Genomic DNA, 22,864 nt, shown 5'->3' with positions numbered 1-22,864 from the left:
AAAGATGTTGGCTATACACTCATTGTTCCCGACCGACAATATTTCAAACATCCTTCATGAGAAACGATTTAGAGTAAGAATATTTCAACTATTCTATGAAATTATTTCACTTTCCGAAATAGTTTCGTTATAATGAAATCACTTATATGTAAAGGGGTGTCCATAAATGAAAGTTTTACCATTACGAAAAGATGTTGCAGTAGAGGAAACTTGGGATTTAACAGATTTATTGAGCAATGAGGCTGATTTTGAACCTACCTTAGCACAATTAGTGGAAGATGCACTTAGCTTCGAGCAACAATACAAAGGTACGATTACAAATGCACAAAAAGTAATCGACGTGTTAACAGCCTTTGAAGAGCTACAAAAAAAGTTTGTTCCGATTGGCACATATGCAAGCTTAAATCTTGAGACAGATCGCACAAATGATGTAGCACAAATGCGTGCGGCAAAGTTTGGTACAGCTATCGGAAAAGTCAGCAGTGCACTATCCTTCGTGCGCAGCGAGTTACTGGCATTGGATGAAGCTGTTTTACAAGAAGCAGCGACATTAAGCCCTCTTTACAAACGATATCTAGAGGAATTATTAAAACGAAAACCACACCAGCTCCATCATGAAGTGGAAAAAGCGCTGGCAGCCTTCAGTGCCACATTTGATGCGCCATATAAAACGTACAATACGACAAAATTAGTGGACATGGATTTTGGCGAATTTGAAGCCAATGGCGAAAAGCATCCTCTTAGCTTTGTGCTGTACGAAAATGACTGGGAGTTTGAAGCAAATACAGATGTACGCCGTGCTGCCTTTCAAGCCTTTTCAAGCAAGCTACGCGATTACCAGCATACAACGGCACAAGTATATAACACACATATTCAACAAGAAAAAACAATGGCTGACCTAAGAGGCTTTCATTCTGTCATTGACTATTTACTATTTGATCAGGATGTCGATCGTTCACTCTATAATCGTCAAATTGATTTAATCACTAAAGAGCTTGCCCCACATATGCGTCGCTATGCAACGTTAATTCAAAAAGCCAACGGAATCGACCAAATGACATTTGCAGATTTAAAAATTGCACTTGACCCTGATTATGATCCAAGATTATCGATGGCTGAGGCAAAAGAATATGTTGAAAAGGCTTTAGCCGTTATGGGGAATGACTATAATCAATTAATGGAGAGAGCCTTTAATGAACGTTGGATAGACTATGCGCCAAACAAAGGAAAATCTACAGGGGCATTTTGTTCAAGCCCGTATGGTAGCCATCCTTATATTTTAATGTCCTGGAATGAACAAATGAATGAAGTCTTTACACTTATTCATGAGCTTGGTCATGCTGGGCATTTTGCAAATACGTATGAACATCAATCATATCTTAATAGTCGTCCATCTCTATACTTTATTGAAGCGCCATCGACAATGAATGAAATGCTGTTAGCAAATTATTTACTAACACATAATGAAGATCTACGCTTTAAACGTTGGGTAATTTCCAATATTGTAGCGAAAACATATTATCATAACTTTGTTACACATTTACTAGAAGCTGCCTATCAACGCAAAGTATATGAATTAATTGATGCTGGAGAAGCAGTTAATGCAACCATCCTCAATCAATTAAAACGTTCCGTGTTGGAAGATTTCTGGGGCGATACAGTCGCTATTTCTGAAGGTGCTGAACTCACATGGATGCGTCAGCCGCACTATTATATGGGCCTTTATCCATACACATATAGTGCAGGGTTAACCATCTCCACACAAGTGTCTCAACGTATTTTAAAAGAGGGCGCTCCAGCTGTTGAAGATTGGTTAGCAGTTCTTCGGGCTGGCGGTACAAAATCACCAGTGGAGTTAGCGCAAATGGCTGGTGTTGATATTACGACTGACCAACCACTTCGTGATACAATTGCCTACATTGGCCATTTAATTGATGAGCTTGAACGTCTAACAGTGGAAATCGAAGCGGTTCAGCAATAATTTAACTAGAAAACGGTCCTGCCTATTCAAGGTATAGATCGTTTTCTTTTTTTAGTTCTAAGTAGAAAAATACGTACATATACTAGAATCAGGGCGTCCCTCTATATTTTTTAGATATTTCAAAATAGACAATTATTTTTCTTCATACAAAAGTACCGTTATTATTAAGAGTACGCAAATTATTTAGCAATATACGATTAACAATGATTAAAGGAAGTGTTCTAATTATGGTAAAACGTAATGATCCATGCCCATGCGGTAGCGGCAAAAAATATAAAAAATGTTGTGAAGGCAAACAACAAGTAACAGTGGAAGCAGTACAAATCGAAGAATTAGAGCGTGTGCTACAAACATTTTACTTAGAATATCCAGAACGTAAAGATGTTCGTGCCTATATTGAGCATGTGGGCACATGGCAGCCTAAATTAGAGAGCGTTTTACAGCGAGAGCTTATTGAAGCCATTGCTTTAGACGACTTTTTCTTCCATCAAGAGCCATCTATTTGGAAAAATTATTTGAAGAAAACGAAGAAAAAAGCGGTAAGACCTTCTACAGTCAAAGTACTTGAAGATTGGTCTCAGCCTACTTTATTTATTGGTACGGTGTCTGTTGTTGAGGAAAAATATTTCAAGGCTAATCATATACTTACAAATGATGAGCTTTATATTCGACGTGAAAATAACAAACCGATTCCTGAAGGTATGCATGTATTTGCCTTCATTTTACCAGATGGCACAAAGAAATCGGCTCATTATTTAGCTGTGTCTACACTGATTTTCTTCCCAGAGGATCATGCGAAGGTCTTTGAAGAATTTAAGAAGCGCTTTGAGGCTTCAGAGAAGAAGGTTGGCTCCTTCTTAAAAGAAGAGCACCTAGCATTTTGGGAGTTATTAGTATCAAATGGCTATAAAGGTGAGGAATTCTCAAACTTTGAGAGCAATGTCCTGACACAAGTAAAAGACTTCCTAGAGCAAAATGAGCGTGAAACAGCACCGATGCTTGAGCTTTTAGAAGACTATTTAATCGAAGGTCAACCGACTGCGCGTAAAGAAGCGGCCATTGCAGCTGGTGCGATTCGTTATGGTCAGGAAAAGGAGCTGTTTGAGTCCCTTTCTATGACGGTAAAAGAAATCGCTGCGACATTTGATATTTCGGCTTCCTCTCTTACAAAGTATTATCAAGATCTAAGCAGCTATGCTGAAACGAAATAATCTTGACAATTAAAGAAGCTACATGTACTAGCATTTTGCTAATACATGTAGCTTTTTCTCATGTGTTTATTTGCTATAAACTTTTAAAAGTTCTTCCCCTAGGAACTGTAGCTTTTCTCCAACTGAACAGGCTTCAATGCAGAAACGATGAGCCCCTGGTTTACCACGTTCTTTACGTAATTGCTTAATCACTAAGCAATCCGAACAATACGTATCATGCAGTTCATCAATATCCTTCATAACCGTCACTTTATCCATGTTGAACTCTCGCTCCTTTCACGTCCAAAATTCACTTCCTACTATTATGAAGCGTTCAATTTCAACAAGCAACTATTTTGTTTACTTCCTACGTATTTTTTTCAAACACGATTTGCCCCACAAGGATGCTTTGCCCATAGCCTTGTTGTACAATTATAGAGAAGTCAAATCACAAAGTAGGGATGATATGTTAGAGGTTTATATAGATGCTGCCAGTGCAGGAAATCCTGGGCCAAGTGGTATAGGAATATTTATTAAAGGTGAAGGTCACCAGATCCAAATTAGCGAGTATATTGGGGAAACAAACAACCATATTGCTGAATTTTCGGCATTGGTTCGTGGTCTTGAAGAAGCACAAAAGCTAGGCTCCCCTCTTGTCTCGGTGCGTTCAGATTCCAAAATCGTTGTTGCTTCTATGGAAAAAGAATATGTGAAAAATGAGGAATTTAAACCTTATTTAGAAAAAGCTTTAGCGCTTGCTACTAGCTTTGATTTATTCTTTATCAAATGGGTGCCCGACTCACAAAACAAAGCGGCCGATGCCTTGGCACGAAAAGCAATCCAAAGTAAAAATAGTTAGCCTCATTTCACAGGACTGTTCTATAGGAGCAGTCCCTTTTTCTTTTCCCTATTCTTTAGTTACTTACTATCCCCAAATTTTATTATTTTATGATATTCAAAAAATGCTAGAAAACGCCGCTCATTTTCTGATTAATCCAAAACGATATTGACATTGCTAGAGTACGATGTTATCCTTTAACACATTAGTAGTTTAGCAAACGAAAGCGTTAGATTATAGGGGGAAACTAAAATGAAACGTGTATTGACTTTATTTATGATGCTGACAGCTGTCATCGTTTTAGCAGCATGCGGGACTTCAAAAGAAAAGACAGCAGAAAAAGACGAAACAGCAGCAGATCAAGAAAAAATTATTATTGGAATTGACGATAAATTTGCACCAATGGGCTTCCGCGATGATAAAAACGAAATCGTTGGATTCGATATTGATTTAGCTCGCGCTGCAGCAGAGCATATGGGCGTTGAAGCAGAATTCCAGCCAATCGATTGGAAAACAAAAGAGGCTGAATTATTAAGTGGACGTATTGATTTAATTTGGAACGGTTATACCATTACAGATGAACGTAAGGAAAAGGTTTTATTTACAAAGCCTTATCTTGAAAACTCTCAAGTTGTAATAACAAAGGCAGATTCAAAGATTACGAAGCTAAGTGATTTAGCTGGACAAGAAGTAGGTATTCAATCCCTTTCTTCTGCAGCAGATGCATTAAACGGTAACCCAATTCACAAAGAAGTGAAAAAAATTACAGAATTTGCGGATAATGTTTTAGCATTATCAGACTTAAAAACAGGCCGTGTTGATGCTGTGGTAATTGATGCTGTAGTTGCAGAATATTACATGACACAAGAGCCTGACACATTCAAATTATTAGAGGAATCACTCGCACCTGAGCAATACGGTATTGGTGTGAAACCAGGAAATGAAGCCTTATTAGAAAAACTACAAGCCGCATTAGACAAAATGAATGAAGACGGTACTGCGGCTGACATTTCAACAAAATGGTTCGGTGAAGATAAAGTATTAAAATAATGACAGGATACATCAACTGTAAGAGTTTCCTTAGCGGAACTCTTACTCTTTTTGGAGGGACATCGTTATGGCGGATTACTGGCAAACTATGATATTACCGATGCTAGAAGGGGCAAAAATGACAGTTTTACTGTTCTTCATTGCCATTCTGGTATCGATTCCATTTGGCTTTTTACTAACACTCGCCGTAAAAAGTCGGATAAAACCACTCGCTTGGCTTGCACATACGTATATTTATATCATGCGTGGTACACCACTATTACTACAATTATTATTAATTTGCTTTGGTTTACCTATGCTGCCAGTAATCGGTGAATATTTAGTATTGGATCGTTTTGTGGCCGCTTGTCTTGGCTTTATTTTAAATTATGCTGCCTACTTTGCAGAAATATTCCGTGGTGGTCTTCTTGCCATCGATAAAGGACAATATGAGGCAGCCCAGGTACTCGGCTTATCCAAATGGCAAACGACGACACGTGTTATTTTGCCACAAATGTTTCGTGTCGCCTTACCCGCATTATCAAATGAATCCGTTACACTAATTAAGGATACAGCCCTACTTTATGCAGTTGCTGTTCCCGAATTACTACATTTTGCGCAAACGGCTGTCAATCGGGACTTCACAATTACACCGTTCTTTATTGCTGGTGCAATTTACTTAGTCATGACCCTTGTCTTGACGGTGTTCTTTAAATGGCTAGAAAAACGCTTTAAATTCGAATAGAGGTGACACATATGGCATTAATGGAAGTAACAAATTTGAAGAAATCTTTCGATCAGGTGGAGGTTCTGAAACAAATTACATTTTCAGTAGAGAAGAATGATGTCATTGCAGTTATCGGTCCCTCTGGATCTGGGAAAAGTACAATGCTTCGAAGCTTAATACATTTAGAAGAAATCGATGGTGGCAGTATTGTAGTAGATGGCGATTATTTAGTGCAAGATGGTCGATATACAAAGCCACAAGACATCAAAGCAATCACAGCTAAAATGGGGATGGTCTTTCAACACTTTAACCTGTTCCCCCATTTAACCGTTCAGCAAAACCTTGAAATGGCACCGAGCTTATTAAAAACAGAATCGACAGAAGCCATTACAAAACGCTGTCAAGATTTACTACAAAAAATTGGTCTTGCCGACAAGGCCAAGGCTTATCCAGCCAATCTTTCTGGTGGTCAAAAACAGCGGGTAGCAATTGCACGTGCCCTTATGATGAATCCTCAAATTTTATTATTTGATGAGCCTACCTCTGCCTTAGATCCTGAGCTGACAGGCGAAGTATTAAAGGTTATGAAAAGCCTAGCAGAGGATCAGATGACGATGATTGTGGTAACACACGAAATGGGCTTTGCACGAGAGGTAGCAAATAAGGTCGTCTTTATGGATGGTGGTCAAATTATCGAATCCGATCATCCAGACAACTTCTTTACAAACCCTCAAAACGACCGTACAAAGGCATTTTTACAAAAGAATTTTAACTAAGTTAAGGGAGAGTTGGCTTATGCCGCTCTCTTTTTTTATCTTCTTTACGTACACAAAAGGAATAGGACTCGCATGTATCCTATTCCTTTATTACATTATTCATTTGGAAATTTAGGTAGATAAATCATGACCTTAAATAAATCACCATCTACTTGAACTAAGAATTTGCCATTCTGGATGTGAATAAGGCTTTCAGCAATCGACAACCCTAATCCGCTACCTTGACTTGATCTTGATTCGTCACCTCGTTTAAAGCGTTCCATTAACTCATCAACTGAAATATTTAATTCATATGCTGAAATATTTTTAAATGTCACAAGTATTTCATTCCCTACATCTTCAACACCAATATATACCCTTGATGTAGGCAGTGCGTATTTAAAAATATTCGAGAATAAGTTTTCGATGGAACGCCATAGGAGTTTACCATCAGCCTTCACATACACTTTTTCTGTTGGATGGGCTAACTTAAAATCTAATGACGAGGCTTCAATTTTTTCATCCATTTCTCCAATTCCTTGCGTTAGTAATGAGACGATATCAATCCGTTCTAACTGAACAGGTATACTACCACTTGATGCTTTAGCCGCTTCAAATAAATCATCCGTTAAAAGCTTGAGTCTTTTCGATTTTTGATCTAACACATCTACATATTCTTCAATCATTTTAGGATCGTTTTCTAATTTCAATAAATCAACATACGTAATAATTGACGTTAAAGGCGTTCTAATATCATGCGAAACATTCGTAATAAGTTCTGTTTTTAAACGCTCACTCTTGATTTCACTATCCACTGCCTTTTTTAACCCATCAGTAATACGGTTAATATTTTCTGCAAGTTGATTAAACTCCCCTTTTCCGTCAACTTCAATTCGATGATGAAGATCTCCATTTTTAATTTGCTCTACGCCCTCTTTAATGCGGTTAAACGACTTCACCTTTCTCATTGCCAACCAGGCAGCAATCCCCATCGTAATAGGAAACATAAAAAACGTAGCCGCCACTACTAATGGATAGCCAATAATTAGCAGCACAATTTTGACGCCTGTACTGCCACTGTCAAAAACATGTTTCAGCAAAATAAATAGCTTTTTGAAAAGTTGATAGAGGAGTGTATGCTGAAATAACGTTCTGTTTTTAATATGCTTTACGAGTGATAAAATCAATAGTAAGCCAATGATAAATATAGGCACGGTGAAGAACATGTACATATCACGGAAGACTTCAACAATCATGGCGATCCACATCGCTGTTAAGCAACCGATAAGCACAATATTAAGGTCATTATAAAGTTTATCTATGACATGGAAATGAATTTCTTCTTTATCCAATGGCGTTCTTCCAATAACTATGATTAAATACACAAAACTTAAAATAAACCCTGCTAGAAATACTATCCATTCATTCAGAAAACCTTGGGCAGCCGCTTTATCTTTTTCCCATTCCGATATTTTTTGCTGTAGGTAAGAATCTTTAAAGGCCACATAAATAACATCTGTTTGTGGGTTCAACATGTTAACTTCGTGTGTAAAGTAATCCAAGTATTGACTTTCTTTCACTTCATTTGGGTAAAGCTTTTGTTGATAATCTTCAAATAACATATAGGCATCAAAGGATTCAAATTGCTCTTTCTTTGTGAGATCACTATTGGAGAACTTATGTTCACCGTCACTCGCATAAAAAACAATTCCTTCATAGGCTTCGAGCGTACTACGTAATTGATAAAAATTTCTTACCTGTTCTGTCATACTTTCTTCTTTTGTTCTAGCAATGTCTTTTGCATATTTTTCTTGATAGATGTGCTTATTTTCCTCTTCACTCAAATTAGGATTATATCTGTAAGAATTGCGGAAATCATAATATAATTCCTCTTCGATTCTTCTACTATCCTCCCCTGTTAGTGTCTTACCACTTAAAATATATTCTTCACTTTTGTATTTTCCAATTAATTGCGCTAAAGGAGCAATAATGCTGTAACTTTCATCAGCGAATGCTCGGCTTTCAAAATAGTTATCTTGATTTATACTACTAAGATGAATCTCATTAAATTCCATGTTAAACATTACTCTCGCTATACCAGTTAAACAAGCGACAGCAATTAGAAACACAACTACTTTCGTAATAAGTGCATGACTAATACTTCTCAACTTTCTCAACCTTATACCCAACTCCCCATACAACTTTTAAATACTTCGGCTCTTTTGGATTAATTTCAATTTTTTCTCGAATCTTTCGAATATGAACCGAAACCGTATTTTCAGGATTAATAGCCCTGACATTCCATACCTTTTCATAAATTTCTTCAATCGTGAATACTCTTCCAGCATTGGCTGTGAGAAGCTTTAAGATTTTATATTGCACTGGTGTCAAATGAACCTCTTGTTTATCAACAGTAATGATTTTCTGTTCATCATCAATCACAAGACCACCCGTTTGAAATACAGCACTACTCCTCTCAAGACTTCCAAAGGTCGTATACCTTCTGAGCTGCGATTTCACTCTAGCCACAAGTTCTAATGGGTTAAACGGCTTGGCCATATAATCATCCGCTCCGATATTTAATCCCAGTATTTTATCATAATCCTCTGATTTAGCAGAAAGCATAATTAATGGAATCATATTATCTTGCCGAATCTTCATCGTCGCCGTAATCCCATCCATTTTGGGCATCATAATGTCCATAATAATAAGATGAATAATGTGATCTCGAATAAGATCGATTGCCTCTATCCCATTGTAAGCTTTGAATACTTGATAGCCCTCATTTTCTAAATAAATGCTAATCGCCCTAACAATTTCTTTATCATCATCACAAATCAAAATGTTCAACTACATTCACTCCTCCACCGCTTTAGGTTCATGTCAATCACCCCTATAGGATTCGTATAAGGATATAATACTAATTAAATCTTAACAAACTCAGACATCAATTCTTAAGATTTTCTTAGTGTTTTCCTTTATGCACACTTTATGTCAAATACAAATTCGAAAAAATCGACGAATACAATAAAAAATGGAGAGCTGGTTTGAGCGGCTCTCCTTTAATCGTCAAATAGACAATTCATATTATTCAGCTTGAGATATCCATCAAAATAGGTAGGTAAATGTAGATTATTTAAATGACAAAAAGCTAATTTTACTTGTGATTCGGTATTTCTAGCCATTGATAGAGAGGGTAGTTCATTTTCAGCAAAGAACGCAACAGCGTTAGTTTCCATGCTTTCTTCTGCCCGTCCTTCAATGATTTCACATTGGATAAACATTTTATAGACATGGTAGAGAGATGGTGGATGAGGGTGGCACTTCTTATCTAATACACTTATGAGTTTGATTGCTTTTACATCAAATCCTGATTCTTCTTTCGTTTCTTTGATGGCTACTTCACTAGGTGTAAAGCCGATGTCGCCCCAGCCACCTGGTAATGACCATCACCATCCATTTTTTCTTTAACCATTCCTATTTTATTGTCCCTAAAAACCACCGCCCGAATATCTATTTTTGGGGTCGCATAACCCGTCTCATGAGCAAATAAATCACGTATAACTGTCTTATCGCTCTCTGTATGGTGTGCTATAATAGCAACGCTTATTTCTCTTAATGATTCAAACCTTTCCAAGTCATAAATATCCTTCGAATAAGTTAGTCCTGCCTATGCAATTGATTGTAGTTGTTTTACCAACTTAATCCATTTAGGCTCCATATATTTTGTTTCCTAAAAATCATTGTAGTCCATGACAATTAAATTTACATTATTTGAAAAAAACTGTTTATCCATGTTATAATCCTTAGTGAAGATGTATATAAGTAAATAAGACCATTGGTGCTGGAACACCAATGGTCCTAGTAACAAGACGAATCGCTTCAAAGGCGATTTGCAAAGTGATAAAAGTAAACCATCTCACATGCTGGCGAGGCAGGGGCGGTTTACTTTTTTTGTGTAAAAGTAAATGACAATGCAAGGACAGAAACAATAAGTGTTGAAAGACTTATCGCAACCATTATTGCTTCAAAAATAGTCAAAGGCATCAACTCCTTTCTCTTCCATAAGTTGAATGAGATAGGTTAAAATTGTGCCAACCGCCCATGAAACCTCTATCTAGTTACTCTCTTATTTTGGTCAAAAACAGCCACGCTACCTGATTGCCTATAATCATAAAAACAGTTGGGACAGACCCAACTGTTTTACTATATATTCACTACTTTTTTCGGTTTCATCTTTGCAAGTCGTAATAGATAAATAATAAAGACAACTCCTAGTAAGCCTGCACCTGACAAGTAGACTGAAGCATAGCCTGCCTGCACGGCTATCATTCCTAAAATATAGGAACCTAGTGCAATCCCAAGGTCAAACATCGTAAAATAGGTTGCTGTAGCATAACCACTTCGCTGGATGGCTGTGGATTGAACGGCTAATGCTTGCAAGCTTGTCGTCACACCACCATAGCCGAAGCCTACAAAAATAGCAGCACTCAAAAATAATACGGGCCCTTCTACAAAAGCGAGCATAACGAGCCCGATGGCGAAGGAAATAATGCCAGGAATAATAACGAATTGCGGGCCCTTCGTATCATACAGTTTACCTGTGTACGGACGCGTAATTAGCATGGATGCAGCAAACACCGCATAAAAAAGACTGGCCACAGCCATTAAATCCTTTTGCTGTGCGTAGACCGATAAAAAGGATAAAACACTGGCATACGAAAAGGCTACTAAACTAGCAATCGCAGCAACAGGTAACGCTTTTCGCTCAAACAAATCATCAAATTTAAAGGTTAGTTTTCCTTCATGTGCAGGTTTCGGTAAATCATCAGTATTGACCGTTAACGCTAGAATTCCTCCTGCTAGAATACAGATACTCATAACGATGAACAATACGTTAAAGGTACTATATTGTATTAATAATAGTCCGATAAATGGACCAATAACGACAGCTAGATTTGTAGACATCGTGAAATAGCCAAGGCCTGCTCCTTTTCGTTTAGCTGGAACGATATCAGCTGCTAAAGATCCTGCAGCTGTTGTAATAATACTAAAGAAAATCCCTTGTATAAAACGTAGACCAAGTAAAAGTCCGAATGGATGAATAAATAAATATAAGACGGTACATATAAAATAGCCCATGATTGAGAGGACTAACAGTTTTTTCTTCCCGAATACATCCAACAGTTTTCCTGAAAACGGGCGTACAATGATAGCTGACAATAAAAAGCCAGACAACAGAAGCCCTGCCTCTTTATCTGTCTGATGTAGCTCCCCTATTGCATAAAGCGGCAAAGTCGTTACAAGTCCATAAAATACAAAAAAAACTGAGATATTCGTTAAAAATAGACTAATGAAACGCTTCGTCCATATTTGTGTATTCTCTTCTTGCTGCATGTCCATCAACCTTTCATTTTTTCCAATAGCTTCAGAAATTGCTCTTGTTCTTCAGCAGTTAAAGAACCTACCATTTCCTCCTCAAACGCTCGAATAGTCGCTGTAATGGCTGGTAGGCGCTCCTCTGCTTGTGTGGATAAAGTCACTATCTTTTCTCGTTTATCCTCACCATCTAATCGTTGTACCCAGCCCAATGCCTCAAGCCTTGTAATCGCCCTGGTGATACTTGGCGCTTCCACATTTAAATATTTCCAAATTTGCGTCAATGTCATCGGTCCATTTTTATGTAAGCAATATAAAATGGTCCACTGAGAACTATATAAATGATGCTGCTTCAGCACTTCATTTAAGCAATTAGTTAAATAGCGATTTTTTTGGAATAAAGCATGGAAAATTGGATTCATCACTATCTACCTCCTAAAATTATTTACCTAGCTAAATAAATACTATACGCTTCATTTTTTTCTTTGTAAAGGAAGTAATTTGGCAAGATGGCTTGACCAGCAGCAGGAAATTTTTTGCATGTGTCGAATAAAAGTTAATAAACTTTCAATGTAAAGGAGATGGAATCATGGGGAAAAAAGTTTTAATACTTGCAGGAGATGCAGTAGAGGCTTTAGAGATTTTTTATCCTTATTATCGTTGTCTTGAGGCAGGCTATGATGTCACAATCGCAGCACCGTCAGCTAAGAAATTACAAACTGTACTACACGATTTTGTAGATGGCGTCGATACATACATCGAGCGACCTGCCTATGGTTTAGAGGCACATGCTTCTTTTGCTGATGTTGATCCAACCCATTTTGATGGATTGATTATTCCTGGTGGTCGTGCGCCAGAATACATTCGTTTAAATGAGCATGTACCACCACTCGTATCTCACTTTTTTGAAACGAATAAACCGATTGCAGCCGTTTGCCACGCAGCACAAATTTTCGCAACGATTCCTGAAGTGCTAAAAGGACGTGAGCTGACAGCCTATATTGCTTGCAAGCCAGAGGTGCAAGTGGCTGGCGCTACTTATATTGATGCCAATCTTCATACAGATGGCAATTTAGTAAGTGGACATGCATGGCCTGATTTACCAGGCTTGATGCGTGCATTTATTCAAAAGCTTGAAGGTTAAATGAATGAGGATGCCTTTTCTGGGCATCCTTTTTTTCATGACGTGCTTTCTTGTAATTCAATTTTTTCTACCTTTTGTGTGGCACTTTGATAACTAATTCTTACATAGACACCAAATTCCTTATCGGGTTGCTTGAGCCAAAGCTTAAACTTTTCGATTGTTGACGCCCCATGTACTTCTTTACCCTCATGCAAATAATCGATAATTTTGGCTGAAGGATATTTTGCCTTTACCTCTTTGATGGCCAGTTGTCCCCATTTGGCATAGGCGGGTGTTTCTTGTTGTGCATTTGCGACCATTGCTGTTTGTATGAACACAGTAAGACAAACAAGCACAACCCCAAATAAATACAACTTCCTCACTCGAATCACTCCTTTAAAAAAATAAGCGCTCCAAAAAGCTTTGGAGCAGCTTGTCTTTATTGCTTTGGTTGTTGAGGATTATTATGAATGACTTGGTTAAACTCTGCTGAGTACTCCTCACGATCATTCTTTTTATGTGTATCTTCCTTCTTTTTCTTTTTAAAGCTTGTTTTTCTCTTTTTTGCCATGATTTGTACCTCCACTATTTCGTTTTATTGAACTGCTGGTTTTTATCATGATTCGTTTTATTGTTTTTATTTTTAGCTTTCGCATCAAATTCTGCTGCGAATTCTTCATTTAAGTTGTCATTCGGATTGTTATTATTGCTATTACTTCGATCAAGATCCTTGCTTTTGTATGTCCCAAAAGGATTATGTGTTCGCATATTCATGGTTTTACTGTTATTTCGATTATTACGTTTCCCCACGTAACATCACCTCCTGTACATAATTTGTTCAAATAGAGGCGTTACTATGTAGATCAGTTTCTTCGCAAATTGTAAAAAAATGAACATGACTAATGTGCATTAGTCATGTTCATTATCCTTAGACAATTGTATATTCTGTAATGTTCAGCAATGCTCCAACAGCACCTGAAAAACCATGATCGTTAATAAAAACAGGTGTGTGCTTCTTTGTGCGTGTATAATTTGCAATCACACGGGCAAGATGAGCATTATTACTAAGAGTTGATCCAATATAAACAATATGCTGTGCCTTTTTTTCCTCCGCATATTGAATGCTAAGTGTTGTAATTACTTCGCCTACTAGACCCTGAACCGTCGCTATAATATCCTCTGCTGGATGTTTCATGGACCGTGTAATGCCCACTTTCCCAAAATTACTTGCAGTTAAATGACCATCAATAGGTGTATCCATTCCCTGATAAATGTCCTTAACTAATAAATCAATGCTCTCTCGATGACCATTGTCAGCCATTTCTCGTATCTCATTGTAATCTGTAATCCCTGTTGTAAGCGCTGACAATCCAATTAATGTCCCTCCACCAACGCCTGTCCCGCCAACGCGAATATGGGTATTGCCCTCCATGTAATGAATGGAAGTGCCTGTCCCAATATTGGTAATCATGCTACGCTCAAAAAAGTAGCCTTCTTTATTTAATAAAAATCGGACACCCTTTAATGTTGCTTCAAATTCCACTATATAATGAATCGATTTCATTGTTTTAATGACATCAAGTAATTGCTCTGTACGTCCCCCCGTAACACCAATATCCTCAATATCTGGATGATCAATAATCCATTTTTTTACAGACTGTAAATCATTAGACGGAAAGGTTGTTAAAACAAGTTCATTGTGTTGATCTAAATATGCAACCTTTGTCAATGTGCCGCCTGCATCAATACCTATAGCCTTTGGCATACAATTCTCCTTTGTTTTTATTACGCAACTTTGTCATATTTGCAGTTTACGCGATGATTAAGGCAACTTTTAAAGTACATGCCCTCTTTGGTACGAAGGATTTTGCAAGGAGTTTTGTGTGCCAAAATCCTGACCAATTAATTTGTTTGTACAAAAGCAAAACGCTCCGTACAATCCCCCAAATTGTATAATGACATTTTCGCCCTTTCTAAACTTTAACGCTGTTGAAATGATTGTGCAATAACTTCGTAAACTTTCATGAAAAAATCATGGAAAATATCAAATTTTTTCTATTGGGTAGCTGAATGTTCTATTGCATATCTAAAGCTTTATCATCATTCTACTAAAAAAATAAAGCTTTGTTAAAGTATAATGCTGTTTTTGAAATTTAACGAAGATTTATATAGGCAGATTCCAGGAGAACGCTTACTAGTGCATGAAAGGAGGAGTTTAACTATGCACGATGCCTATCATATTGGGAAAATTGTATTCCTAAATAAAATGCAAGGCGTTTGGGATGGCTCGTGAAATAATGATGGGAGTGTCCAAATTGGACGTTCCACTATTTAAATCTTGAAATGCAAAAAAAAGTGAAAATGCACTGCTTGAGCAGGCACTTTCACTTTCCTAAAACGATTAATTAGCGTGCTGAATAGCCACCATCAATGACAAGCTCAGCACCTGTAATGTAAGAAGCTTCATCAGATGCTAAAAATAAAATAGCATTCGCTACTTCTTCTGGTTGACCAAGGCGGCCCATTGGTGTTGTTCTTACTAACATATCCATTGCTTCTTTTGCTTCTGATAATTTAGCAGTCATTGGTGTTTCAATGACACCAGGGAATACTGTATTAACACGAACATTGAAAGCACCAAGCTCAGATGCCGCTGCACGAGCAATCGCACGTAAAGAGCCTTTAGAAGCTGTATAGGCATTAAAGCCTGCACCAATAATCGCTGTATAAGAGGATGTATTAACGATAGAGCCTTTTCCAGCTTCTTTCATATAGTTAGAGACATGTTTAATGCCCAAGAAAGGTCCAAAAGCATTGATATTATGCATGATTGACCAATCCGCTTGTGTAATTTGATCTGGTCCTTTTTCGGATGATATACCAGCATTGTTAATTAAAATATCAATGCGACCATATTTCTCCACAATGGCTTTCGTCACTTCTGCCCAGTTTTCGTCAGAGGAAACATCTAATTTCATCCCCTCTACATGATCAAGCTCCGAAATTTTTGCTAGGTTATCTTCATTAATATCAGCTGCAATTACCGTAGCACCCTCTTGTGCAAACAATTTCGCCATTGCTGCACCCATACCAGATGCGCCACCAGTAATCATCGCAATTTTATTATCTAAACGTCCCATTTTTCTAAACTTCCTCTCTTCTGAAATGTGGTTTAACTTATACTTTCGTCCACAATGAAAGTATAGGTTTAAATAGTTTACTATTAAACTATATCACTTTTAGTAAACGTTTTCAAAGAATATCTCTCTAAATATGAACAATCTGTTTTATCTTTCCCTATTTTTACGATACGATATACTATAGATGTGGAACCATTTGAACGGAGGAATACAAGTGAACGAGCAAAAAAGACTTTACAAAGAAGCGATGCAGGTTTTGAAAGATACAAGCCGCACGTTTTATATACCTATTACATTTTTAAAAAATGATTTAAAGATATCAGTAGCTGCAGCCTATTTAGCAATGCGTGCCATTGATGAAATTGAAGACCATGAAGAACTTTCTAATGATGTAAAATTTGATTTACTGTCAGCTACGAGTGAATTACTAAAGGACAATTTCAATAACGAAGCCTATCAGTCATTACTTGCACCTTATGCAGAGCTATTACCTGAAGTATCCCTTCGTTTAGCAGATTGGCTGACATTTTGCCCTGAGGAATCCAGAAAAATTGTACAGGCTTCCACAAGTGAAATGGCTTTTGGGATGGCAAAATGGGCAAAGGCGAATTGGCAGGTCCGCACACGTGAGGATTTAGACGATTATACATACTACGTGGCTGGGCTTGTAGGGACGATGCTGTCTGAGCTTTGGGCATGGGGTGCAGGCGTTCAAACGGATCGCGAGCTAGCAATAGGCTATGGCCGTGGATTGCAGGCTGTCAACATTTTACGTAATCAGCATGAGGATTTAGATGAACGTGGTGTAAGTTTCGTACCAGAGGGATGGACACGCGAGGATTTATTTGCGTATGCAGAAGAAAATTTAGCCAAAGCAGATTTATATATGAAGGATATCAACAAACGTACTATTCTGCTGTTCTGTCGCCTACCACTTGCCTTAGCCCACAAAACACTAAAGGCAATGCAAGAAGGGCGAGAAAAAATGACTCGTGCCGAGGTAGAGCAAACTGTTGAAGAGGTACAGGCAGACTAACATCAAAAGCCCCAGTAAACGATTACTGGGGCTTATCTTATTTATATCGCATCAATAAATCTTACAATTAATTCATAGCTCAAATAGATGGATAGCATCGATAACAACATCAGTACGACACCTTCTACCTTGCTACCAGTTTTCGTTGTCAGCGGAAAACGAATGGAGACAGTCGCAGGGAAAAATAGTTTAACCCCTTTTTTTGTACACATATCAAGTATGATATGACTAGCCATCCCGATAATTATTCCAATAGATATCGCTCGATAAGGAATCAACATATGTAATAACACCATCATGCTTATTAAAAACAACAAACTATGTGTAAAGGAACGATGTCCAAATACTGTATTTACTAGCTTCGCGATGAGGGGAAATGTTCGACCTATTTTACTACCTCTATGACAAATATCTGGAAGTAACGCACCAATAACCCCTGCACCAACTAAGACAAGTGGGTTATCATTTGAAAACTGTGCAAAGGCAAGACTTGCTGTAATGCCCCCTACGATATGGGTATTCCCTTGCATAAATTACTTCCACTCCTTTTCTCTTATTTTTCCTTCTTAATGTAACATAATTCGACACAAAAGGGAACGTACATTCCGAACGTACGCTCGAAACTTTTTTCCTATCTGATTGTATAGCTAGTTAAATTATGGATAAACATAGGGATGGAGGTTAAATATGAGAGCCTATAAAGGAATACTTTTTATTTTCATCATTTTGTGTGGTAGTGCTTTGCTTTGGTATTTTAGCAAACCCATGGCACCGATCCATCCGTTAAACACACTAAGTCATGTCATTGGAGGCTTAGCCATAACTTGTTTATTTCTTGTATTCTTATTAGCTACAAGAATAAAAAAGTTGGAGCGTTGGTTTAGTGGTCTAGCGCATGTCTATTTTTATCATAAATTACTAGCAATCCTTTCACTTGTATTGATTCTTATTCACGGGCAATTACAAAAAATGATTCCTGATGAAGAGCTAACACAACAAACACCACTCAACGAATTCGCAAAAGATCTTGGCGAGCTTGCTCAATACGGCTTTATCTTCCTAATCATTCTTGCCTTTATTGCAAAATTCCTGAAGTACGAGCATTGGCGCTGGCTTCATCGATTATTACTTGTGCCCTATACACTGGGTATTTATCATGCTTATTTTTCTAGCCACTATGATTTATTACAACCCTCAGCTTTAGGGATTTTTACAGCATTAACAACTACGATTGGATTTATGTCAGCCCTTTATATGCTGACAATGTATCAGGATATGTTCTTTCCCTATAAAGGTCAGATTTCATCCATTCAAAGGCTGACTCCTGAGATATTGGAAATTAAGTTGAAGCTTACAAAACAGCTGGATTATCGACCAGGACAATTTCTCTTTCTGAAAGTCTTTCAAGAGGGTATCGAAAAAGCACCGCATCCCTTCTCTATTTCTGGAGGGTGTGGACAACAAATCAATCTTACAATGAAAGCTATTGGAGATTATACCAAACAGGTCTACAACCTTATTCAGGTTCATACAGAGGTTGCTGTAGATGGCCCCTATGGTCATTTTGACTTCGGCAACGGGAATGCACAGCAGCTATGGATTGCAGGTGGTATGGGCATCACCCCATTTCTTGCCTATTTACACACGCAGCCTGATAAGAAAATTGACTTATATTATTCTTTTCACGGGCAAGACAATGTCATCTACAAAGATTTTTTAGAGGATTATGCACAAGCAAATGACCATTTTACTGTCACATTTATTGATACAACACAGCGCAATAGACTCTCTGTTAATGAGTTATCCGTTTCTCCACAAACTAGTATTTATATATGTGGACCAGAAAAAATGATCAAGCATTTCAAATCGGCTGCACCTAAGAAAAATGTAAAATGGGAAGCTTTTTCATTTAGATCTTAAAAAGGTGTACACCTAAATCTAGATGTACACCTTAGCACTAAATCGTGAATTTAGTTGCTTCTTCTTGCAGATTTTGAGCAAGTTGCGCTAATTGCTCTGAGGCTACAGACATCTCATTCATTGTCGATGCCTGCTCCTCCGTGATGGCCGATACATTTAATGTATGATCATTTGTTGCAAGTGCCTGTTTGCTAATTGCCTGTACTTTTTCGGTTACTGCCTGCAACTTTTCAAAAGCATCAGATGTCGTTTTGCTTGTCTTTTGCATGGTGTTTTGGAGACCTTCAGTTGCACTGGCAATTGTATCGAAGGTCATGCCTGCTTGTTGAACAGAGCCAATGCCTTGATGAGCTATTTTTCGACTTTGCTCCATCATCTCTACTGCATCATTCATTTGTTCCTGAATCGTCTGCACAACCTTTGCAATATCTAACGAAGCACGGCTAGTTTGTTCAGCTAGTGCTTTCACCTCTCCTGCAACAACGGCAAAGCCTTTCCCTGCTTCCCCTGCTCGTGCTGCCTCAATGGCAGCATTAAGAGATAGTAAATTAGTTTGGTCGGTAATAGCCGAAATGAGCTGACTCATCTGCTCGATTTGAATCGAATGCTCCTTCAAGCCATTCACCAGATTGGCACTACTGTCAACCTGTGCATGTAGGTGGACAATATCATTTACGAAACCATGTATTTTTTGTGATCCGCCAGTAGCGAGTTCAGAGGTTTTTTGTGATTGTTGGACTGCTTCATGTAAATCGTCCATGGCGGTCTTCATATTCCCACCTAGTTGTGTTGTTACACCCTCTAACGCCCCACTCACCTGTTGTTGTGAACTCGTATTTTCTGCCACCTCTTGCATAGAAATCGCAACTTCTGTGACAGTTTTATTGACCTCTTGCACACTTGCCGTTAATTCCTCTGCAGTAGAAGCAACTGTCTCAGTTTCAGCTACAATGCGGTGCATCATCGAACCTAATGCTTCCACAGAGTCATTATAATATTGCGCCATTTCACCAAATTCATCCTTTGTATGAATGGCCATTTGTTGCGTTAAATCACCCGTAGCAAGATAGCCTAAATGAGTATTCATCGTTTTCACTTCCCCACGGATATAACGAGCAAGGAAATAAATACTAATTGCGATAAGTAAAATTAGAACGACACTCATCACGATTTGCTGTTGAAGCATGGCCTGTATTTCGCCATAAAGCTCCGTTGTCGGAACCAGTAACACTAACTTCCATGGCATATCTTGTATTTGCATAAATTGTAAGGTAAAATCACTACCCTGACTGCTTGTATGTATTAACTTTTTTTGATCAGAAATCTGCTCCACAGGCATGTTCAACAACTGCTGGATCGTTTCTTTATTCACTTTATTTACATCAGGGTGCGTTAAAATTTTGCCACTATCATCAATTATAAATGCATAACCACTCTCTCGAATTTTCACGTCAGAAACAATGGATTGAATTGAATCTAATACATAATCCCCTGTAATAACGCCAATGGGCTTAGAATCTTTGACAATTTGTGTACCAAATGAGATAAACATTTCCCCCAGAGCTTCATCAAAATAAGGTGCAGTATGAACTACCTTATTAGATTGGATACTATTGCGATACCATTCTTGCTCGTGAAAATGATAGGCAGGATCTTCATAAGCATCCGTAGAGACAATTTTTTCTTCTTCCTTATAGGCATAAGGCCCGAAAATTTCTCCCTTTGCCACACCCTCCTCTAGCCATAATCCCATACCATACGTTTCCTTATTGAAAGGCAATAGCTGCTGTACGTAGCGAATAAATTGCTCTCTGGTCATCATACTGTCAGCCGATTCTATTGTTGTCTTTGCACTATTTATGAGCTGAATGTGTGCATGCAATTTGCCCTCAACGGAACCTGCAACATCATCCGCGAGTATAGACATTTCATTTTCAATAGAGCTTTCAAGTTCATTGGATACGTTCAAATAGTTAAGGAAGGTCATACCACCTAAAAAAACAGTGATGACAGGAATAAGCATTGCGATTTTTGCCATAATATTTAAATTTCCTAATAGCTTTTTCATTCACCTTCACTCCATATCTATTATTATTGCTCTATTCCATCTCTAGTATAAATGGATTATACCTACAAAAATATGTTTTTTTTGTAACTTTTAAATCCTATATTCGAGACTCTTTAATTCGAGCAATTTACTTGGAAAATGAATTCATTTATCGTATAGTAAAAAACGCATCATACCAAGAAGGAGACAAAATAATGACAGTGACAAAAAGTTCTTTAACTAAAGTTATGCACGAGCGTAAATCCGTTCGTAAATACGATGAAAACTTTAAAATCCCGCAGCAACAATTAGAAGAATTACTTGTAGAAGCGACGTCTGCTCCATCGTCTAGTAACCTACAGCCTTGGCGCTTTTTAGTAATTCAGGATGAAGCGGTCAAAAAAGAGCTACGTGCTATTGCCAATAACCAAGAACAAGTAGAAACTTCCTCAGCAATTATTGCCGTTTTAGGTGATACAAAGATGTACGAAAATGCCGAGGCTATCTATACAAAGAACTTCGATCTTGGCTATATCAATGAGGCAACAAAAGATTTAATGATTAACAACTCAATCAATCTATATTCTCAACTTCCCCAAGAAGTGTTAAAAAATATCGTTACATTTGATGCTGGTCTAATTTCCATGCAAATCATGCTACTAGCTAAAGACATGGGCTATGATACAGTGCCAATGGGTGGATTTAATAAAGAAGCCTTTGCTCAACGCTTTGAATTAGCTGACCATATCGTCCCAGTTATTTTAATTGCCATTGGTAAGGCAGCCGCACCTGCTTACAATTCTTCCCGCATTGAACTTGAGCACATCGCCAAATTCATTTAATACACGTGAAAATAGTCATCTTACAATGTAGTTAAGATGGCTATTTTTATTTTTTGTGGCATTTCTTGTGCATCTACCATCATAGGATAGTAATGTTTTTGTACGTAATTTTTGAAATTAATAAAACGGAAAATGATTCTCAAAAACTAGCATAATAATGTTTCCAAGGATATTTTTTGCATTTTTATCATAAGGCACTCAAAAAATCATCATTAAAGCCTTAAATAATCCACTTCATTCTAGTACATTTGTGCGATTTCTACTAAATATTACATCTAAATTGTTGTAGCTTTAACATTTGAGGATTGTTATGATTAGGAGGTATTTTCATATGAAGGGAGGTTTTTCTGATGAATTATGACTATAATGATTCTTATTATTACTCAGATTTAGATGCAGCCATGGGTGGTTTATTTTTTATCTTTATACTAGCCGCTCTTGCTATTGGTTTAATTGCCTACATTATTAGTGCACTTATTTATTTTATGACATCTAAAACAAATGGTTTTGGAGATGTAGCCTATATTGCTTGGATTCCCATTATTAATGTATATAGTCTCTTCCTGCTGACAGCTGGTGGGGATACTCGAGAAACAATACGTGCAACAGCTTTAAAAAATACCCTTATTTATGCAGGCTTGATCATTGTTTCGTTTATTCCATTTATCGGTATTCTGGCTTCTTTAGGAGCGGCAGGCTTTACACTGTATTTCACGTATCGCCTATTCTACCGCTGGTGTGGCGAAACAGGTAAGGCAGTATTATACACAATCTTAATGGTAATAACAGGTGGATTGTTCTTTGCCATCTACGGCTTAATGCGTATGAACAGACCTTTCGTTGCTTAATTGTTTAAA

Annotated in this window: 23 protein-coding genes and 1 pseudogene; 11 read left to right on the top strand and 13 right to left on the bottom strand. The window is 37.6% G+C overall.

The window, feature by feature from the left end; translation table 11 throughout:
- Positions 1–166 precede the first annotated feature (166 nt).
- Positions 167–1,981, top strand: coding sequence for an oligoendopeptidase F (gene pepF / locus EW028_RS02290; RefSeq protein WP_131519767.1), 1,815 nt, complete (start codon positions 167–169; stop codon positions 1,979–1,981).
- 227 nt (positions 1,982–2,208) lie between these two features.
- Positions 2,209–3,192 (top strand): SEC-C domain-containing protein, encoded by a 984-nt coding sequence (locus EW028_RS02285; RefSeq protein ID WP_004269384.1) that lies wholly within the window; start codon positions 2,209–2,211, stop codon positions 3,190–3,192.
- 66 nt (positions 3,193–3,258) lie between these two features.
- On the opposite strand, the gene EW028_RS02280 is transcribed toward EW028_RS02285, so the two are convergent.
- Positions 3,259–3,450 carry a zinc-finger domain-containing protein gene (locus EW028_RS02280; RefSeq protein WP_004269383.1) on the bottom strand — a complete coding sequence of 64 codons (192 nt, stop codon included), beginning with the start codon at positions 3,448–3,450 and terminating at the stop codon, positions 3,259–3,261.
- A gap of 187 nt (positions 3,451–3,637) precedes the next feature.
- Here EW028_RS02280 and EW028_RS02275 point away from each other — a divergent pair, with 187 nt between their 5' ends.
- From EW028_RS02275 to EW028_RS02260, 4 genes are all read left to right on the top strand, one after another.
- Positions 3,638–4,030 carry a ribonuclease HI family protein gene (locus EW028_RS02275; protein WP_131519766.1) on the top strand — a complete coding sequence of 131 codons (393 nt, stop codon included), beginning with the start codon at positions 3,638–3,640 and terminating at the stop codon, positions 4,028–4,030.
- Positions 4,031–4,261: 231 nt separating this feature from the next.
- Complete coding sequence (locus tag EW028_RS02270; RefSeq protein WP_131519765.1) at positions 4,262–5,059, top strand: amino acid ABC transporter substrate-binding protein; 798 nt, start codon at positions 4,262–4,264, stop codon at positions 5,057–5,059.
- Between the two features lie 67 nt (positions 5,060–5,126).
- Positions 5,127–5,783 carry an amino acid ABC transporter permease gene (locus EW028_RS02265; protein WP_004269380.1) on the top strand — a complete coding sequence of 219 codons (657 nt, stop codon included), beginning with the start codon at positions 5,127–5,129 and terminating at the stop codon, positions 5,781–5,783.
- Between the two features lie 11 nt (positions 5,784–5,794).
- Complete coding sequence (locus tag EW028_RS02260; RefSeq protein WP_048390072.1) at positions 5,795–6,541, top strand: amino acid ABC transporter ATP-binding protein; 747 nt, start codon at positions 5,795–5,797, stop codon at positions 6,539–6,541.
- Between the two features lie 95 nt (positions 6,542–6,636).
- Here EW028_RS02260 and EW028_RS02255 read toward each other — a convergent pair whose 3' ends face one another.
- The 5 genes and pseudogenes from EW028_RS02255 to EW028_RS02235 all read right to left on the bottom strand — a co-directional run bounded on the left by EW028_RS02255 (position 6,637) and on the right by EW028_RS02235 (position 12,321).
- Entirely contained in the window at positions 6,637–8,697 is a 2,061-nt protein-coding gene (locus tag EW028_RS02255; protein WP_131519764.1) for a HAMP domain-containing sensor histidine kinase, read from the bottom strand.
- Positions 8,675–9,370 (bottom strand): response regulator transcription factor, encoded by a 696-nt coding sequence (locus EW028_RS02250; RefSeq protein WP_048390068.1) that lies wholly within the window; start codon positions 9,368–9,370, stop codon positions 8,675–8,677. The genes EW028_RS02255 and EW028_RS02250 overlap by 23 nt, the downstream gene beginning before the upstream one ends.
- A gap of 212 nt (positions 9,371–9,582) precedes the next feature.
- Positions 9,583–10,241: pseudogene (locus EW028_RS02245) on the bottom strand (NUDIX hydrolase).
- A gap of 485 nt (positions 10,242–10,726) precedes the next feature.
- Positions 10,727–11,917 (bottom strand): MFS transporter, encoded by a 1,191-nt coding sequence (locus EW028_RS02240; RefSeq protein WP_373564988.1) that lies wholly within the window; start codon positions 11,915–11,917, stop codon positions 10,727–10,729.
- 5 nt (positions 11,918–11,922) lie between these two features.
- Positions 11,923–12,321: a MarR family winged helix-turn-helix transcriptional regulator gene (locus EW028_RS02235; RefSeq protein WP_004269373.1), complete on the bottom strand. Its 399-nt coding sequence runs from the start codon at positions 12,319–12,321 to the stop codon at positions 11,923–11,925.
- Positions 12,322–12,488: 167 nt separating this feature from the next.
- On the opposite strand from EW028_RS02235, the gene EW028_RS02230 reads away from it, so the two are divergent.
- Entirely contained in the window at positions 12,489–13,043 is a 555-nt protein-coding gene (locus tag EW028_RS02230; RefSeq protein ID WP_131519762.1) for a DJ-1/PfpI family protein, read from the top strand.
- Between the two features lie 35 nt (positions 13,044–13,078).
- Here EW028_RS02230 and EW028_RS02225 read toward each other — a convergent pair whose 3' ends face one another.
- The 5 genes from EW028_RS02225 to EW028_RS02210 all read right to left on the bottom strand — a co-directional run bounded on the left by EW028_RS02225 (position 13,079) and on the right by EW028_RS02210 (position 16,162).
- Entirely contained in the window at positions 13,079–13,405 is a 327-nt protein-coding gene (locus EW028_RS02225; RefSeq protein ID WP_131519761.1) for a DUF3889 domain-containing protein, read from the bottom strand.
- 56 nt (positions 13,406–13,461) lie between these two features.
- The gene (locus EW028_RS25775; protein ID WP_004269370.1) at positions 13,462–13,593 is read right to left on the bottom strand and encodes a hypothetical protein; all 132 of its coding nucleotides are present in this window, start codon (positions 13,591–13,593) and stop codon (positions 13,462–13,464) included.
- Positions 13,594–13,607: 14 nt separating this feature from the next.
- Complete coding sequence (locus EW028_RS02220; protein ID WP_131519760.1) at positions 13,608–13,832, bottom strand: hypothetical protein; 225 nt, start codon at positions 13,830–13,832, stop codon at positions 13,608–13,610.
- Between the two features lie 118 nt (positions 13,833–13,950).
- Positions 13,951–14,787 carry a type II pantothenate kinase gene (coaW, locus tag EW028_RS02215; protein ID WP_131519759.1) on the bottom strand — a complete coding sequence of 279 codons (837 nt, stop codon included), beginning with the start codon at positions 14,785–14,787 and terminating at the stop codon, positions 13,951–13,953.
- A 640-nt stretch (positions 14,788–15,427) separates the two neighbouring features.
- Positions 15,428–16,162: an SDR family NAD(P)-dependent oxidoreductase gene (locus tag EW028_RS02210; protein ID WP_131519758.1), complete on the bottom strand. Its 735-nt coding sequence runs from the start codon at positions 16,160–16,162 to the stop codon at positions 15,428–15,430.
- Positions 16,163–16,376: 214 nt separating this feature from the next.
- Here EW028_RS02210 and EW028_RS02205 point away from each other — a divergent pair, with 214 nt between their 5' ends.
- Positions 16,377–17,198, top strand: coding sequence for a squalene/phytoene synthase family protein (locus EW028_RS02205; RefSeq protein WP_082148098.1), 822 nt, complete (start codon positions 16,377–16,379; stop codon positions 17,196–17,198).
- A gap of 41 nt (positions 17,199–17,239) precedes the next feature.
- On the opposite strand, the gene EW028_RS02200 is transcribed toward EW028_RS02205, so the two are convergent.
- The gene (locus tag EW028_RS02200; protein ID WP_131519757.1) at positions 17,240–17,728 is read right to left on the bottom strand and encodes a metal-dependent hydrolase; all 489 of its coding nucleotides are present in this window, start codon (positions 17,726–17,728) and stop codon (positions 17,240–17,242) included.
- A 157-nt stretch (positions 17,729–17,885) separates the two neighbouring features.
- Between EW028_RS02200 and EW028_RS02195 the strand changes: the two genes are divergently transcribed.
- Positions 17,886–19,118, top strand: a complete 1,233-nt coding sequence (locus EW028_RS02195) for a ferredoxin reductase family protein (protein WP_131519756.1) — start codon at positions 17,886–17,888, stop codon at positions 19,116–19,118.
- Between the two features lie 37 nt (positions 19,119–19,155).
- Here EW028_RS02195 and EW028_RS02190 read toward each other — a convergent pair whose 3' ends face one another.
- Positions 19,156–21,186 carry a methyl-accepting chemotaxis protein gene (locus EW028_RS02190; RefSeq protein ID WP_131519755.1) on the bottom strand — a complete coding sequence of 677 codons (2,031 nt, stop codon included), beginning with the start codon at positions 21,184–21,186 and terminating at the stop codon, positions 19,156–19,158.
- A gap of 194 nt (positions 21,187–21,380) precedes the next feature.
- Here EW028_RS02190 and EW028_RS02185 point away from each other — a divergent pair, with 194 nt between their 5' ends.
- Both EW028_RS02185 and EW028_RS02180 read left to right on the top strand, forming a co-directional pair.
- Positions 21,381–22,007, top strand: coding sequence for a nitroreductase family protein (locus EW028_RS02185; protein ID WP_131519754.1), 627 nt, complete (start codon positions 21,381–21,383; stop codon positions 22,005–22,007).
- 350 nt (positions 22,008–22,357) lie between these two features.
- Positions 22,358–22,855, top strand: coding sequence for a hypothetical protein (locus tag EW028_RS02180; RefSeq protein ID WP_004269361.1), 498 nt, complete (start codon positions 22,358–22,360; stop codon positions 22,853–22,855).
- Positions 22,856–22,864: the final 9 nt, after the last annotated feature.

Source organism: Lysinibacillus sp. OL1 (assembly GCF_004332175.1).
Taxonomy (GTDB): domain Bacteria; phylum Bacillota; class Bacilli; order Bacillales_A; family Planococcaceae; genus Lysinibacillus; species Lysinibacillus capsici.
The sequence above is the reverse complement of the archived record's forward strand: the minus strand, read 5'-3'. Positions and strand labels throughout refer to the sequence as shown.

Excerpts from the sequence above, each read along its gene's own strand:
- EW028_RS02200 (WP_131519757.1), bottom strand. The coding sequence starts at position 17,728 with ATGCAAGGGAATACCCATATCGTAGGGGGCATTACAGCAAGTCTTGCC.
- EW028_RS02230 (WP_131519762.1), top strand. The coding sequence starts at position 12,489 with ATGGGGAAAAAAGTTTTAATACTTGCAGGAGATGCAGTAGAGGCTTTA.
- EW028_RS02210 (WP_131519758.1), bottom strand. The coding sequence starts at position 16,162 with ATGGGACGTTTAGATAATAAAATTGCGATGATTACTGGTGGCGCATCT.
- EW028_RS02285 (WP_004269384.1), top strand. The coding sequence starts at position 2,209 with ATGGTAAAACGTAATGATCCATGCCCATGCGGTAGCGGCAAAAAATAT.
- EW028_RS02275 (WP_131519766.1), top strand. The coding sequence starts at position 3,638 with ATGTTAGAGGTTTATATAGATGCTGCCAGTGCAGGAAATCCTGGGCCA.
- EW028_RS02235 (WP_004269373.1), bottom strand. The coding sequence starts at position 12,321 with ATGAATCCAATTTTCCATGCTTTATTCCAAAAAAATCGCTATTTAACT.
- EW028_RS25775 (WP_004269370.1), bottom strand. The coding sequence starts at position 13,593 with ATGGCAAAAAAGAGAAAAACAAGCTTTAAAAAGAAAAAGAAGGAAGAT.
- EW028_RS02195 (WP_131519756.1), top strand. The coding sequence starts at position 17,886 with ATGAGAGCCTATAAAGGAATACTTTTTATTTTCATCATTTTGTGTGGT.
- EW028_RS02240 (WP_373564988.1), bottom strand. The coding sequence starts at position 11,917 with ATGCAGCAAGAAGAGAATACACAAATATGGACGAAGCGTTTCATTAGT.
- EW028_RS02185 (WP_131519754.1), top strand. The coding sequence starts at position 21,381 with ATGACAGTGACAAAAAGTTCTTTAACTAAAGTTATGCACGAGCGTAAA.
- EW028_RS02190 (WP_131519755.1), bottom strand. The coding sequence starts at position 21,186 with ATGAAAAAGCTATTAGGAAATTTAAATATTATGGCAAAAATCGCAATG.
- pepF (WP_131519767.1), top strand. The coding sequence starts at position 167 with ATGAAAGTTTTACCATTACGAAAAGATGTTGCAGTAGAGGAAACTTGG.
- EW028_RS02265 (WP_004269380.1), top strand. The coding sequence starts at position 5,127 with ATGGCGGATTACTGGCAAACTATGATATTACCGATGCTAGAAGGGGCA.
- EW028_RS02270 (WP_131519765.1), top strand. The coding sequence starts at position 4,262 with ATGAAACGTGTATTGACTTTATTTATGATGCTGACAGCTGTCATCGTT.
- EW028_RS02260 (WP_048390072.1), top strand. The coding sequence starts at position 5,795 with ATGGCATTAATGGAAGTAACAAATTTGAAGAAATCTTTCGATCAGGTG.
- coaW (WP_131519759.1), bottom strand. The coding sequence starts at position 14,787 with ATGCCAAAGGCTATAGGTATTGATGCAGGCGGCACATTGACAAAGGTT.
- EW028_RS02180 (WP_004269361.1), top strand. The coding sequence starts at position 22,358 with ATGAATTATGACTATAATGATTCTTATTATTACTCAGATTTAGATGCA.
- EW028_RS02280 (WP_004269383.1), bottom strand. The coding sequence starts at position 3,450 with ATGGATAAAGTGACGGTTATGAAGGATATTGATGAACTGCATGATACG.